The 15,139-nt window shown below is 44.2% G+C and carries 12 protein-coding genes; 9 read left to right on the plus strand and 3 right to left on the minus strand.

Features of this window, described 5'->3' with window-relative positions:
• Positions 1 to 41: 41 nt before the first annotated feature.
• From cueR to cysK, 3 genes are all read right to left on the minus strand, one after another.
• On the minus strand, positions 42 to 452 hold the full coding sequence (gene cueR / locus G4D73_RS02625; protein WP_004731129.1) for a Cu(I)-responsive transcriptional regulator: 411 nt from the start codon (positions 450 to 452) through the stop codon (positions 42 to 44).
• Positions 449 to 2,947 (minus strand): heavy metal translocating P-type ATPase, encoded by a 2,499-nt coding sequence (locus tag G4D73_RS02630; RefSeq protein ID WP_213687320.1) that lies wholly within the window; start codon positions 2,945 to 2,947, stop codon positions 449 to 451. The genes cueR and G4D73_RS02630 overlap by 4 nt, the downstream gene beginning before the upstream one ends.
• Before the next feature lie 186 nt (positions 2,948 to 3,133).
• A complete protein-coding gene (cysK, locus tag G4D73_RS02635; RefSeq protein WP_213687321.1) occupies positions 3,134 to 4,132 on the minus strand; it encodes a cysteine synthase A in 999 nt (332 codons plus the stop codon).
• Between the two features lie 281 nt (positions 4,133 to 4,413).
• Between cysK and G4D73_RS02640 the strand changes: the two genes are divergently transcribed.
• The 9 genes from G4D73_RS02640 to gcvH all read left to right on the plus strand — a co-directional run bounded on the left by G4D73_RS02640 (position 4,414) and on the right by gcvH (position 14,945).
• Positions 4,414 to 4,731 (plus strand): ArsR/SmtB family transcription factor, encoded by a 318-nt coding sequence (locus G4D73_RS02640; protein WP_004647061.1) that lies wholly within the window; start codon positions 4,414 to 4,416, stop codon positions 4,729 to 4,731.
• Positions 4,732 to 4,945: 214 nt separating this feature from the next.
• Complete coding sequence (locus tag G4D73_RS02645) at positions 4,946 to 6,694, plus strand: SulP family inorganic anion transporter (RefSeq protein WP_213687322.1); 1,749 nt, start codon at positions 4,946 to 4,948, stop codon at positions 6,692 to 6,694.
• Positions 6,695 to 7,022: 328 nt separating this feature from the next.
• Positions 7,023 to 8,219: a serine/threonine transporter SstT gene (gene sstT, locus G4D73_RS02650; protein ID WP_213687323.1), complete on the plus strand. Its 1,197-nt coding sequence runs from the start codon at positions 7,023 to 7,025 to the stop codon at positions 8,217 to 8,219.
• Positions 8,220 to 8,261: 42 nt separating this feature from the next.
• Positions 8,262 to 8,936, plus strand: coding sequence for a YoaK family protein (locus G4D73_RS02655; protein WP_213687324.1), 675 nt, complete (start codon positions 8,262 to 8,264; stop codon positions 8,934 to 8,936).
• Between the two features lie 15 nt (positions 8,937 to 8,951).
• Positions 8,952 to 9,488 (plus strand): DUF2058 domain-containing protein, encoded by a 537-nt coding sequence (locus G4D73_RS02660; protein WP_004280416.1) that lies wholly within the window; start codon positions 8,952 to 8,954, stop codon positions 9,486 to 9,488.
• Positions 9,489 to 9,674: 186 nt separating this feature from the next.
• Positions 9,675 to 10,928 carry a mechanosensitive ion channel family protein gene (locus tag G4D73_RS02665; RefSeq protein WP_034619144.1) on the plus strand — a complete coding sequence of 418 codons (1,254 nt, stop codon included), beginning with the start codon at positions 9,675 to 9,677 and terminating at the stop codon, positions 10,926 to 10,928.
• A 226-nt stretch (positions 10,929 to 11,154) separates the two neighbouring features.
• Positions 11,155 to 13,008 (plus strand): ABC transporter ATP-binding protein, encoded by a 1,854-nt coding sequence (locus G4D73_RS02670; protein WP_213687325.1) that lies wholly within the window; start codon positions 11,155 to 11,157, stop codon positions 13,006 to 13,008.
• 451 nt (positions 13,009 to 13,459) lie between these two features.
• On the plus strand, positions 13,460 to 14,488 hold the full coding sequence (locus G4D73_RS02675; RefSeq protein ID WP_213687326.1) for an AraC family transcriptional regulator: 1,029 nt from the start codon (positions 13,460 to 13,462) through the stop codon (positions 14,486 to 14,488).
• 82 nt (positions 14,489 to 14,570) lie between these two features.
• On the plus strand, positions 14,571 to 14,945 hold the full coding sequence (gcvH, locus tag G4D73_RS02680) for a glycine cleavage system protein GcvH (protein ID WP_004280423.1): 375 nt from the start codon (positions 14,571 to 14,573) through the stop codon (positions 14,943 to 14,945).
• Positions 14,946 to 15,139: the final 194 nt, after the last annotated feature.

Genomic DNA, 15,139 nt, shown 5'->3' on the forward strand with positions numbered 1-15,139 from the left:
TCGGCAGACTATATTTAATCTGAGCTGAACTGCAGATCAGGTCAGTGCTGCTCGGGGACGACACCCTGTTCAATCTGTTTTAAAATCTGGCAATCGGACTGTTCATTGCCAGCACATTGCTCAACAGATTGCTGTAAAATTAATAGCATATGCTGCATATCGGCAATTTTCTGTTGTAAAAACTGGATATGTTTTTGTGCCAGCTGTTTAACCTCGCTGCTCTGGCGTGAGCTGTTCAGCCACAGGCCGAGTAATTCTTTCATCTGCTCTGAAGAAAATCCAAGTTCACGTGCATGCTGAATAAAACTTAATGTTTTAATGTCCGCATCACTATAAATCCGATAACCTGTATCACTGCGTTTCGGAGCCGGCAACAAGCCGATTTCTTCATAATATCGGATCATTTTTGCAGAGATGCCGGACCGTTTTGCGGCCTGACCAATATTCATCATACTGACTCCTTAAACTGCACCGGTTGATAAGCTTTTAATCTCAAGGCATTACTAACCACAAACACAGAGGATAGTGCCATCGCGCCTGCGGCAAACATTGGTGATAACAGAATGCCCCAAAACGGATACAGTACACCTGCGGCAATCGGAATTAAGGCAATATTATAGACAAAGGCCCAAAACAGGTTCTGTTTGATATTGCGCATGGTCGCCTGACTCAAGCCGATGCCTGTCGCCACATGCTGTAAATTGCCTGACATCAACACCACATCGGCTGCTTCAATCGCGACATCAGTGCCGGTACCAATCGCCATACCGACATCGGCCTGTGCCAGTGCCGGCGCATCATTGATTCCATCCCCGACAAAAGTGAGCACGCCGTATTGCTGCTGGAGTTGTCGTACGGCATCGACTTTTTCATGCGGCAAGACTTCCGCAATCACCTGATCGATTTTCAGCTGTTTGGCAATCGCCTGCGCAGTATGCTGATTATCACCCGTAATCATCGCTACTTTGAGGCCTTGGTCATGCAAGGCCTGAATCGCGCTATAAGTAGTCGGTTTAATCGGGTCAGCGACAGCAATAATCGCAGCCAGCTTTTGATTAATCACTACATATAAAGGACTGCGGCCCTGATCACCGAGCTTTTGTGCAGTAGCTCTAAACAGATCGACATTTAAGCCCAAGTCCTGCATCAGACGCTCCGCACCAATATGCAGCTGCTGACCGGACACCTGTGCTTTGACCCCAGCACCGGTAATCGAATCAAAATCCGTCACTTCACTCAGTTGCAGTTCTTGCTCACGGGCAGCCTGAACAATAGCGTGGGCAATCGGATGTTCAGATTTAGCCTCCACTGAAGCGACTAGCTGTAATACCTCTTGCTGATTAAAATCTGCTGTAACTTCAAAGTCGGTCAGAAGCGGTTTTCCTTCAGTCAAGGTTCCAGTTTTATCCAGCGCGACGACTTTGGTTTGCTGCAATAACTGCAATGCTTCGCCCTTACGGAATAGCACGCCCAGTTCTGCTGCACGGCCAGTTCCGACCATAATTGAGGTAGGAGTCGCCAGTCCCATCGCACATGGACAGGCAATAATCAGTACGGCGACTGCATTTACCAATGCATAGGTCAGATTCGGCTCAGGCCCAAACAGGAACCAGACCATAAAGGTCAGGGCCGCCAGTGCCATAACAGCCGGCACAAACCATAAAGTCACTTTATCGACCACGGCCTGAATTGGCAGTTTTGAGCCTTGTGCCTGTTCTACCATCTGAATAATCTGCGCCAGTACCGAATCCTGTCCGACCGCAGTGGCCTTGATTTTCAAGGTTCCGTTCTGGTTTACTGTACCGCCGACCACCTGATCGCCAGCCTGTTTGGCCACAGGCAAAGGTTCACCGCTAATCATCGCTTCATCAATATAACTTTGTCCGGCAACCACTTCACCATCGACAGCGACTTTTTCACCCGGACGAATTTCAATCAACATTCCTTGTTGCACATCGGAAATTGCCAGATCAACCCAGTGATCATTCTGTTCTACCCGTGCCGTTTTCGGTTGCAAGCCGACTAGATACTGAATCGCTTCCGAGGTTTTACCTTTGGCTTTGGCTTCCAGATAACGCCCCAGTAAAATCAGCGCGACAATAACGGCGGCCGCTTCAAAATACACATGCACAGTGGACTGCGGTAACAACTGCGGAAAAAAGGTCGCAATACAGGAAAAGCCATATGCGGCAATCGTTCCAACGGCCACCAGCGAGTTCATATCCGGTGCCAGACGCAATAAAGCTGGAATACCATGCTGATAAAAACGCCGTCCCGGAATAATCAGCACCAAAGTGGTCAGTACAAACTGCAGATACCAGCTGTTCTGGGTTCCCAGCGTATGGGCAATAAAATGATGAAATGCCGGAATCAGATGCGAGCCCATTTCCAGAATAAATACAGGCGCTGTCAGAATGACTGCAAGCCATAAATCTCGTTTCAGTTGTGCCGTTTCATTGGCTTTCTTTTCCTGAAAAGCACCATGACTATCTGCCGACATATCCGTACCGGATTTTACTGTAGCCTGATAACCGGCTTTCTCCACAGCAGCAATCAAGGCCGGAATCTGGGAATGTAAGGCTTTCACCCAGGCCGTTTCGGTGGCCAGATTGACCTGTGCTTCGCTGACACCTTCTACTTTTAATAAAGCTTTTTCCACACGTGCCACACATGAAGCGCAAGTCATGCCTTCAATGTTCAAATCAAACTGTTGCGTCGGTACATCGAAACCGGATTTTTCAATTGCTTGAACCAGCGCAGCGGCAGCAATCGGCTGCTGGCTTTTAATAAAAGCTTTTTCAGTCGATAGATTGACAGACGCCTCGACCACGCCTTCAATTTTTTTCAAGGCTTTTTCCACCCGAGCGACACAGGAGGCACAGGTCATACCGCCAATCTGCACCTGCTGCTCATATAAGCGGTTGCTATCTTGTTCTGCCATGCCCATCTCCATGCCTCAACTCACTGTTGAGCTTATAGCTTAAACATTCCCATCATGGTAAGGTCAAGTCTTTCATCTGACTATTTTAAAAATAATGCAGCTGTCTGCTGCGATTTAAAGTCACCCAATAAAAAAGCCCGAAGATGACTTCGGGCTTGTATGCCAGTATTTAAAATATAAAATGCATCAATGTTATTCGGCAGAAATATCTTCAAATAAGATCGAAGACAGGTAACGTTCACCACCGTCTGGCAAAATCACCACAATATTTTTACCAGCATTTTCAGGGCGAGCCGCCAATTGTGCCGCTGCTGCCATAGCCGCGCCACTTGAAATGCCGACCAGGATACCTTCCTGAGCTGCTGTTTTACGTGCCCATTCGACTGCATCTGCGCTATTAATGGCGATTACTTCATCGACCAGGTCCAGATCCAGATTACCTGGAATGAAGTTGGCGCCGATACCCTGAATTTTGTGCGGTCCAGGGGTTAGGGTTTCACCACGCTTCGCCTGACCAATAATTGCAGATTCAGCAGGTTCCACCGCCACTGAATATAAAGGTTTGTTTTTCACTTTTTCAAAGTAACGTGAAATACCGGTAATGGTTCCACCCGTTCCGACACCTGCGACCAGAATATCGACATTGCCCGCAGTCGCCTCCCAGATTTCTGGGCCCGTGGTTTCTTCATGAATTTTAGGGTTGGCCGGATTTTCAAACTGTTGTGGCAGGTAGTACAGTTCAGGATTTTCATTGACTAGACGTTGTGCTTCTTCAATCGCGCCCTTCATGCCTTTGGCCGGATCAGTCAATACCAGATTGGCACCCAATGCTTTCACCACCTTACGGCGTTCAATACTCATGCTTGAAGGCATGGTCAAAGTAATGTCATAACCTTTGGCTGCCGCAACAAAAGCCAATGCAATACCGGTATTGCCGCTGGTTGGCTCGACAATATGCATACCGGATTTGAGCTTGCCAGATTTTTCAGCATCATTAATCAACGCTGCACCAATACGACACTTGACTGAGAATGCCGGATTACGGCTTTCAATTTTCGCAAGTACCGTGGCCGGAGCGGAAATCACACGATTAATACGAACAAGCGGTGTATTTCCAATCGCGTCTGCATTATTACTATAAACCGCTATACCTAAATTATTCGGTGTTGGAAAAGCTGAATCTGTACTCATGATGATATCCCTGATGTTATTGGTTCAAGTCGCTTAAACATCATACAAGCATTTTTTTGCTTTGTAGATGTTTGATGAAACTTGCACTTCATTGCACGAATGTGAACTAAAATACTTTCTGCACTATGCAATAAATTTATCTTATCTATCAATATTTAAAATATAATTTTAATTGATAATTCAATTCATTAAAAACCATAAAACTTAACTGTTTTTAGCAAGGTATTACGGGCTAAGACCCGTATAATTAGCGGGCTGTAACTTTATAATGGACATATTGAATGAAAACCGATTTTGAAATCACGACTATGCGCGATTCAGCAGAACAGGTCGTTGGCATTTTAAAATCTCTGGCCAATACCGACCGTCTTCTTATTTTATGTCATCTGTCTCAAGCGGAACTGAATGTTTCAGAAATTGAGGAAATAACTGAGATTAAACAGCCGACTCTTTCCCAACAGCTCATGATGCTGCGTAAAAGCGATGTGGTAGATACCCGGCGCGATGGCAAACAGATTTATTATTCAATTAAAGATCAAAATTTGATTGTGGTCTTAAATACCCTTTATCGATTGTATTGCGGCAATCCAGCTAAATAAAGAATCTTTCTTTTTTCAGTCATCAAGATGAATTTCTTTAAACTCTTATTGATGTCGTTTTAAATCATTAAGATCACGATCATAAGTTTTCGAATGATACGTGACTGACCCAGATGATTCATTTTAAACATGAATCATCAAGAAGCTAGATCAGCTAAGACTTCTTAGCAGAATTTGTGCATAATATATCTATATTTGTGATTTAGACCTTTTTATGCAAAATTCCAAGTCTAAACTTCTGCATAGACTGCCTGCCTGGGCATGGTTAAGCCACTACACGCCGGTCAAATTTAAGTCTGATGTGCTGGCTGCCCTGATTGTGGTGGCAATGCTGGTGCCTCAAGGGATGGCCTATGCCATGCTGGCAGGATTGCCGCCGATCATGGGTTTATATGCGAGCATCCTGCCGATGATCATTTATGCCCTGCTCGGTGGGAGTTCGACTTTATCGATTGGCCCGGTAGCCATCATTTCCATGATGACTTTTGCTACGCTCAATCCACTTTTTGAAGTCGGCTCACCGGTCTATATCGAAGCTGCGACCCTATTGGCACTGATGGTCGGCATTATTTCCCTGCTTTTGGGATTATTTCGTTTTGGTTTTATGATCCAGTTGATTAGTCATCCGGTGATCCAAAGCTTTATTATTGCCTCTGCCTTATTGATTGCTTTTGGACAGTTAAAGTTTTTGGTCGATCTTCCCTTAAAAGCCAATAACATTCCGGAGTTCGCCAGCAGTCTGCTGCAATATTTCCCGCTACTGCACGTGCCGAGCCTGATTTTCGGCCTGCTCTCTATCGGTCTACTGATCTATCTGCCCAAGTTATTAAAATCTCAGGCTGTACAAAGCCGGATCGGCTCTACAGATTTCTTAGTCCGTGCGGTGCCCCTGATTCTGGTGTGTCTCGGCATTGCAGCAATTGTATTTCTGGATTTAAAGCTTCAGGGCATTAAAACGGTCGGTGCAATTCCGTCTGGTTTTCCACCCTTATCTTTTCCACACTGGAACTGGGAACTGGTGATGACCTTGCTACCGGGTGCCAGCATGATCGCCATGATCAGTTTTGTGGAATCCTTGTCGATTGCTCAATCGACAGCCTTACAGCAACGCAGTCATTTAAACAGTAATCAGGAACTGATCGCGCTCGGTCTGGCCAATATCAGTGCAGGCGTGAGTTCAGCTTTTCCTGTGACCGGCAGTCTGTCGCGGACGGTGGTGAATGCCGATGCCGGTGCCAAATCACCTATGGCTGGTGTTTTATCCTCGATTCTGATTATTTTCGTGAGCCTATTCTTTACCGGATTTTTTGAAGACCTGCCGCTGACCATTCTGGCCGCGACGATTATTGTTTCCATCTGGAAGTTGGTTGATTTCCAGCCATTTGTTGATGCTTGGCGCTATTCCAAGGCAGATGGCCTTGCCATGTGGATTACTTTTCTCGGCGTGGTCCTGATTGATATTTCCACCGGTTTGATTATTGGGATCGTGTCGACCTTTGTTCTGATGTTATGGCGAATCAGCCGTCCGCATATTGCAGTTGTCGGTCTGGTCGAAGGAACCCAGCATTTTCGCAATATTCAGCGTCATCAGGTCAGTACCTCCGATCGGGTGCTGTCACTGCGGATTGATGAGAATCTGACGTTTCTGAATGCCAATAGCTTTAAAGGTTATCTGATCAATGCGATCAGCCTGAATGACAAGCTGCAACATGTGATTATCAACTGTTCCAGCATCAGTGCGATTGATTTGAGTGCCCTGGAAATGCTGGAAGATTTAAATGCGGAACTGGCCAAACTGGATATTCGTCTGCATTTTGCCGAAGTCAAAGGTCCGGTCATGGACAAGCTGCAAGCTTCTAAATTGATGACGCATCTGAGCGGTCGGATTTATCTGACCCATTTTCAGGCGATTCAGGACCTGGCGCCAGAGATCTTTGAGCAGCATAAAGATTATACAATTTAAGACAACAGATACTGGAACTTATGGCCGGAGATTCAAACCGGTCATAGCTCCAATATTTTTTGAATTTTCAAATATAATTTGAATTTATCTATTTAACTTTGATATTTATTTCATGAATACAATTTTAAATATGCTGATTTATTCATCATTTTAAGAAGTTTTTCTTCAATATAAGCAATGTTTTAAACCCGTTAATTTTAGAATATATCAATAATATGAATATCTTGGTTTTAATATGAAAATATATTTTAAGCCTTGTTTAAATTAAGTATAAAATAGCGCAACTTTTTCCCAAATTTAGCCCTCGTAATTTTCACAAGGCAACCTTATGTTTTCTGCCCTTATGCGCATGAGCTTAGTCTCTCGAATCATCATCGCCATTATTTTAGGTGTGGGTGTGGCTGTGGTATTTCCCGAAGCTACTTCCTCATTAAGCCTATTGGGCGACCTGTTTATTAAAGCCTTGAAGTCTGTTGCACCGATTCTGGTTTTCATTTTAGTTTTAGCTTCTATCGCGAATTTTAAAGTGGGCCAATCTAACGCCGCCATCAAGCCGATTATGCTGATGTATGCGGTCGGTATGTTCCTTGCTGCACTGAGCGCTGTGGTGTCGAGCATCTTATTTCCAAGTACGCTGTTCCTGGATATTGCTGCACAGGCTGACTTGCAGCCTCCTGGCAGTTTGGTAGAAATCCTGAAGAATTTGCTGCTCAGCTTTGTCGCCAACCCGGTTGTTGCAATTGCTGAAGCAAACTTTATTGGCATCCTGGCTTGGTCAGTGGCATTAGGCATCGCTTTCCGTCATGCATCGGATAGCACCAAGACGCTTTTGAATGATGCAGCCTTTGCAGTGAACTATGTGATTCGTTTAGTGATCAGCTTTGCACCTTTGGGTATTTTTGGTCTGGTTGCAGTGACTTTTGCTGAATCTGGTCTGGATACGCTGACCAGTTACGTACATTTACTTGCTGTGTTGCTCGGAACGATGGTTTTCGTTGCACTGGTAATTAATCCGCTTCTGGTTGCCTTAATGACACGCAACAACCCGTATCCACTGGTATTCACTTGCTTGCGCGAAAGTGGCATTACCGCTTTCTTTACCCGTAGTTCGGCAGCCAATATTCCAGTCAATCTGGACTTGGCAAAACGTCTGGGCGTCAAGGAATCAACTTCAAGTATCGCAATTCCTTTGGGTGCTACGATCAACATGGCAGGTGCTTCTGTGACCATTACTGTATTGTCATTGGCGGCTGTAAATACTTTGGGGATTAGCGTCGATTTCAGCACTATGCTCATTCTTTCTGTGGTGGCAACCGTTTCGGCATGTGGCGCTTCAGGTGTTGCAGGCGGTTCATTGTTACTGATTCCAGTTGCATGTGGCCTGTTTGGGATTTCTTCGGATATTGCCATGCAAGTCGTTGCAATTGGTATGGTCATTAGCGTATTGCAGGATTCTACTGAAACCGCGCTAAACTCATCGACCGATGTTTTATTTACTACAGCAGTAGACCGCGCATCAAATTGATTTTATATTGATTAATCAATATGTTTAGCCAATGATGTTGTTATGCCATTACAGCGTTTACCTACCTGGGTACAATTAGGGGCGTTTTTTCTTGCCGTCAATGCCGGCATGATTAACGTCTTGGGTCTGGTGACGGTACTGCACCAGTCTGTTTCACATATGACCGGCAATGTCAGCATGCTGGCTATGGCCCTACTGAACTGGCAACCAGAACAGATGTTGTATCTCTTTTTGGTCACACTCTGCTATGTCATTGGTTCATCCTATAGCGGACTGATTCTTGGAAATAGTCACTTTCGCCTGGGGCAGCTTTATGGTTACCCTTTAAGCCTGGTGGCTATTTTTATTTTGATCTGCTGGTTATTATTGCCCTATTTCCCGCGCTACGCCTTGTTATGGGCCTGTGTTGCCATGGGTGTGCAAAATGCCATGGTTAGCCACTATAAAGGTGCCATCATTCGCACCACGCATTTGTCTGGCGTACTGACCGACCTCGGCTTGGCGATGGGCTACCGTTTGCGCGGTTTAGAGATAGAATCACGACGCGTAGTTCTGCATCTGCTTATTTTGTTCGGTTTTTTAAGCGGTGGCATTCTTGCCAGCTGGCTATATCCTTATTTAAAATTAAATGCATTCCTGATCCCGGCAGTGCTGAGTCTGGTTCTCAGTCTCACGTATTGGGTGATTTATTTACGTTATCGACATCAACACGACTAATATCTGGACATTCTCATGGTTAAAAATGCATTGCAGGCACAATTGTTAAAGGCAGGATTGGTCGATAATAAAAAAGCCAAAAAACTGTCTAAACAGGCTGTGCATGAAAAACGCACCGGTGACGGTACCGAGGCTGAAATCAAGGCCAAGATTGAACAAGACAAACAGCAGAAAATGGCTAAAGATCAGGCGATTGAGCAAGAGAAAAAAGCAGCTTTGCAGGAAAAAGAACTGAAAGCCGCAATCATGCAAATGATTAGTCAGCACAAAATCCGTGATACTGACGGCGATGCGGTGTATCAGTTTATTGATGACAGCAAAATTAAAAAGGTCTATTTAAACCAGCAAATCTATAATGCACTGGTGGCAGGCAGTCTGGTGATTGCACGTGAAAATGACAGCTATGCTTTCTTGCCTAAAGCTCTGGCAGAGCGTATCAATGCGAAAATGCAGGGCTTTATCATTGTGAATAATTCAGAGAAAAATGAAGAAACCACCGATGAAGAAGATCCATATGCAGCTTATGTTATTCCTGATGACTTGATGTGGTAAGCATCGCGATATCATTACTGAAATATCGAAGATCATAAACCGGCGAAGTCGCCGGTTTTTTATTTGTAGGCACTTTTATTGAACGATTTGCACCAATAGATATGTTTTAAAAAGTTATCCAATATTAAAAAATCTGATCCAAACCTATAAACTTGATCTAAATTTTTGATTGAAGAGAAAGATCTTTTGGAACAGTTTAATTTTATTCGGAATATTCAAGAATGGGCAAATCAGTACCCATGGCTGGAAATGCTATCTTCACTGAGTATTGTGATTTTACTGGCGATTCTTGCCAATCTATTTGCCAAACAGATTGTGGTACGCGGAATACGTCAACTGATTTCCAGAATGCCTTTTGCCAATAATCAGATTTTTGCTGAGCATAGCGTGATTCGCCGGATTGCCAATATTGTTCCCGCAGTCGTGATCATGAACGGGATTACCACGGTACCGCATTTATCTGACAAGGTTGAGTCCTTTGTGCAAATGGGGGCACAGGCTTTTATTTTCCTGACGATTGCCTTAGCTCTTGGTGAATTACTGAATATTTTTAACCTGGTCTATCAGCGTAATCCCAAGTCACGTAACAAACCGATTAAAGGTTATTTGCAGCTGGTCAAGCTGATTATCTTTATTGTCTGTGGCCTGATGATTCTCGGCACTTTCCTGAAAAAGGATGTCTTTACCTTGCTGGCTGGCTTCGGTGCCATGGCCGCGGTGTTGATGCTGGTCTTTCAAAATACCATTTTGTCACTGGTGGCGTCAGTGCAGATTTCATCTTATGACATGGTGCGGATTGGCGACTGGATCGAAATGCCCTCGCTGAATGCGGACGGCGATGTCATTGATATGTCATTACATACCATTACGGTACAGAACTTTGATAAAACAGTGACCACGATTCCGACCAATAAACTGGTGACGGATACCTTTAAAAACTGGCGTGGTATGCAGGAAGCCGGTGCGCGCCGGATCAAGCGCTCGATTCATATTGATCAAAGCAGCGTGCATTTTATGTCGGCTGAAGAACAGAACAAGTTGAAAAATTTTATTCTGCTGGATCAATACTTAAATACCAAGTCAGAGGAACTGGAACAATTTAATCTGCAACTGAGCCATCATTCGCAATATAACCAGCGCCGTCTCACCAATCTGGGAACTTTCCGTGCCTATGTAGAATTTTATCTGCAACAGCATTCGGGCATTAGTAAAAATCATTCCCTGATGGTGCGCCAATTGCAGCCGACCAGTGAAGGTTTACCGTTAGAGATTTATGCCTTCACCAATACCACCGCCTGGGTCGAGTATGAAAATATCCAGTCGGATATCATGGATCATCTGCTGGCGATTATTCCGGAATTTGGTTTAAAGGTGTATCAAGCGCCTTCAGGTCTTGATTTAAAGGAAGCATTTACTCAACCGTCTTCTATTATTACTTAAACACAAGTCATCCAATCTCAAGCCTGAGGTGCTGCTGCATTTCAGGCTTTTTTATTTCCTCATCTATTTAAAACCTGACTGGCATAAATCTGGCTTTAGTTTAATTTTTATAATCCAAGTTTTAATTGAGTGAATCATTTTGTGGCAATTTCACCCAATTACGGGCTTAAAAAAACAGAATCCTTTATAATTCCCGAAAAGCAAAATGCATGATAAGAGTACGATAATGTTTCGATGGCTTGAAAGACTGGTTGACCCCTATCCCACCAAAAATCTGAACCAACCTTTACCGACCAAGTTTTTTCCATTTGTCTGGCAGGCAGCCTATGGAGTCCGCCGTTATTTGCTGATTCTGGTACTGTGTACTGCCGGTGCTGCCAGCTTCGAAGCTTTTCTGTATTCAAAAATTGGTGAGCTGGTGAACTGGCTCAGTAAAAGCCAGCCCGATACTTTTCTGGAACAGCATGCTAGCAATTTAACCTTACTGAGTATTGTTCTTCTGGCCAATATTTTCTTCGCCAGCGCCCAATCCCTAATTAAGCATCAGATTTTGTATAGCAATTTCCCGATGCGTTTACGCTGGCGCTTTCATAATCTGCTCATGAAACAAAGCCTGGATTTTTTCCACAATGATTTTGCCGGACGATTATCGGCCAAAGTTATGCAAACCGCTCTGGCAGTACGCGAATTCTGGGTCATTCTGGGTGACATGCTGGCGTATGTGCTGATTTATTTCATCACCATCAATATTGTTTTGGGTGCAATTTCACCCTTGCTGATCATTCCATTGATGGTCTGGCTAGCCTTATTTATCTGTGCAGCGTGTTATTTCATTCCACGTTTGAGCAAAATTTCCAATGCTCAAGCGGATGCCCGTGCCGTCATGACCGGGCGTATCACAGATGCCTATACCAATATCCAGACCGTCAAGCTGTTTGCTCATGCCGGCCGCGAAAGCCAGTATGCCAAGACTTCGATGCAGGAATTTATGGTAACGGTATATAAACAGATGCGTCTGGGTGCCCAATACGAAATCAGTATTTTACTGCTAAGTGTGGTGTTGTACGGTGGCGTACTGGGTACCGCGATCTGGCTGTGGATGGAAGGTCAGGCTGAGCTGGGCATTATTGCCGCAACTACGGCAATGGTACTGAAACTGAATAGTATTGCCGAATTTATGATGTGGCAGACCTCTGCCCTGTTTGAAAATGTCGGTACTATTCAGGATGGTATGAAAACGTTAGGCCGCAAAATTGCCATTGAAGATAAACCGGGTGCCAAAGAGCTACAGCTCAATCACGGTGAAATTAAATTTGAAAATGTCAGCTTTGCCTATAATGATAAAAACGTGATTGATCAGTTTAATCTGACCATTCGCCCAGGTGAAAAAATTGGTATTGTCGGCCGTTCAGGTGCAGGGAAATCTACCCTGATTCAACTGTTGCTGCATTTTTATCATATTAACCAGGGTTGTATCTTGATTGATGGTCAGGATATTGACGATGTGACTCAGGACAGTTTGCGCAAGAACATTGCATTAGTGACTCAAGATACTTCACTGCTGCATCGCACGGTCGCTGAAAACATTAAATATGGTCGTCCGGATGCGACTGATGAAGAAATGTTTGAAGCCGTACGTAAAGCCAAAGCGGAAGAGTTTATTCCCAATCTGACCGATTTGCGTGGTAAAAAAGGCTATGAAGCCTATGTCGGTGAACGTGGCGTGAAACTTTCCGGCGGACAGCGTCAGCGAATTGCAATTGCACGTGTATTCCTGAAAGATGCGCCGATTCTGATTCTGGATGAAGCCACCAGTGCGCTGGATTCTGAAGTCGAAGCCGCTATTCAAAACAGTCTGGACGACTTGATGCAGGGTAAAACCGTGATTGCCATTGCTCATCGCCTGTCTACCATTGCCCAGATGGATCGTCTGATTGTGCTGGATCAGGGTCGAATTGCCGAACAAGGCACGCATGATGAACTGGTAGCATTGAATGGCATCTATGCCCAGCTTTGGCAGCGTCAAACGGGCGGCATGTTGATTCAGCAACAGGTCAAAGCATCGAAAAATCTTGATTAATACAAAATCAGCAAGACGATTAAACCGTTGACGATTTGATTGTCTTCAATACTGAACAGGTCTGGGACAAAAGAAAACTTTGCCCAGACCTTTCTTTTTAAAATCTTTTATATAGATGAACCTTAAGTTGCCATCTATCTGGCATTTTAATGAAATGACCTCACTCTCTAGTGCTGAAAGCACTCTGATGAAGCCCTATTCAATGCTTAGACAATCTTCTTGCCCTGAGCCAGCCAATGCAGAGATGTGACCGGTTCAATAAAATAATTTTAATTTCATCAATAAAATTATGTGGTTTAAATTGATTTTAATGCTGAATTCAGGCTAATCTGCCAGTGGCAGAGTCACAATCGCCAAAATTTTGTCCAACAATTTTAATGAAAAATTTGGCGGCTTCATGCCAATATCTATTTATAAATAAAAAAATTTGAATGAGTGCAACGGATCGCGCATGAAAACAATTGCTCCACGCCAAGACCAAGGAATTCCAGGTGTTTACGGTCTCCTGCTTCTCGATATCATTTCCCGCTGGGGTTATAATAATGAGTCGCTTTTCCAACCTTTTGGCCTGACCAGTGAACAGTTGGCAGATCCTGATTTTCGTATTCCAACCCCTGTCGCCAACGAACTGGTGAAATACGCGCTGAAACTGACCGGGGAACCGACCTTGGGCTATCATCTCGGCACACAGATGCGGATCTCGATTCATGGCTTTATCGGCTATGCGATTATGACGGCGAATAATATTACCGATGCACTGGTACTTGCGAACCGATTTATTCAACTTCGTTTACCTTTCCTACAACTGTTTTTTTCGACCTTTGGTGCCAAAGCCACGGTACAGCTGCAAACCGATATTCAGCTTGAACCTCTGCGCACCGAAATTTCAATTGCTTTAATGATTGGTCTGATCAGTATGGCCAAAGCGATTACCGGCGTTAACGATGCAACGGGAGAAATCGACTTCGATTTTAAGAAGCCGGAAGGTTTTGAACGCTTTATGGCAAAGTTCCCCACCCATCAGTTCCGCTTTGAACAGCCGCATTTAATTCTGAGTTTTGATAAAAGCTACCTGATGAACAAGCTGGTACATGCCGATCCGATTGCCAGCCAGATTGCGATTAACCAGTGTGAAACGGAACTTTCTGCCTTGGGCGAACGGCATCGGATTGCCATGCGTGTCCGAGATATCTTGACCCATGCCGAGCAGCATTATCTGAGTATTGAAAGTGTGGCAGATCGCTTACACATGTCTGACCGCACCTTAAAACGTCAACTCGCCGCCGAAGGCACCTCCTTTTCTACCCTGGTCGATGAAGTGCGTTACCGGCATGCCACCTCGTTATTATCCCGGACAGATTTCACTCTGGAACAGATTGCCGATGAACTGGGCTATAGTGATGTCGCCAATTTTAGCAGGGCATTTAAACGCTGGAGTGGTCGCAGCCCGAGCAACTGGCGCAAAGATCCTTATTTATAAGGAAGTATAAGCCTTTTGTTTTGCTTAAAAAGAATGTATAAAACATGTCAAAAATGATCTTAAGATTTTTAAGGAGTTATCAATGAATCATCCTGCAGAATTAAAGTACGCAAGTACACATGAATGGGTGCGCATTGAGGGTGATCTTGTTGTGACCGGTATTTCCGACCATGCACAGGATGCGTTAGGCGATTTAGTCTATGTAGAAGCACCAGATCTTGATTCACATATTACTGCGGGCGAACAAGCTGGCGTGGTTGAATCAGTAAAAACAGCTTCCGATATTCATGCACCAGTGTCTGGTGTAGTGGTTGAAATCAATCCTGATCTTGAAGATGATCCAGATTTCATTAATGATGACCCATATGGCAAAGGCTGGATCTATAAAATCAAGCCAGACAATATGGCAGATGTCGAAAAGCTGCTTTCCAATACAGAATATGAAGCTGGCCTCTAAGCCATTTTAACTTTAAAAAATCAGCCTCCGGGCTGATTTTTTTATTAAAGATCAAGCGTTGCATTTCCTAGTTCAAATTAAATTTCATGCATTTATCATGAAATATCATTGTATTTTTCACTTATTTTTCTTAAAGTCTTGCTCATATCTCATTCGCTCCTAGATAGCTCGCGCTTATTTATAACAATAATTTC

This window comes from Acinetobacter sp. WY4 (assembly GCF_018438165.1).
GTDB lineage: Bacteria > Pseudomonadota > Gammaproteobacteria > Pseudomonadales > Moraxellaceae > Acinetobacter.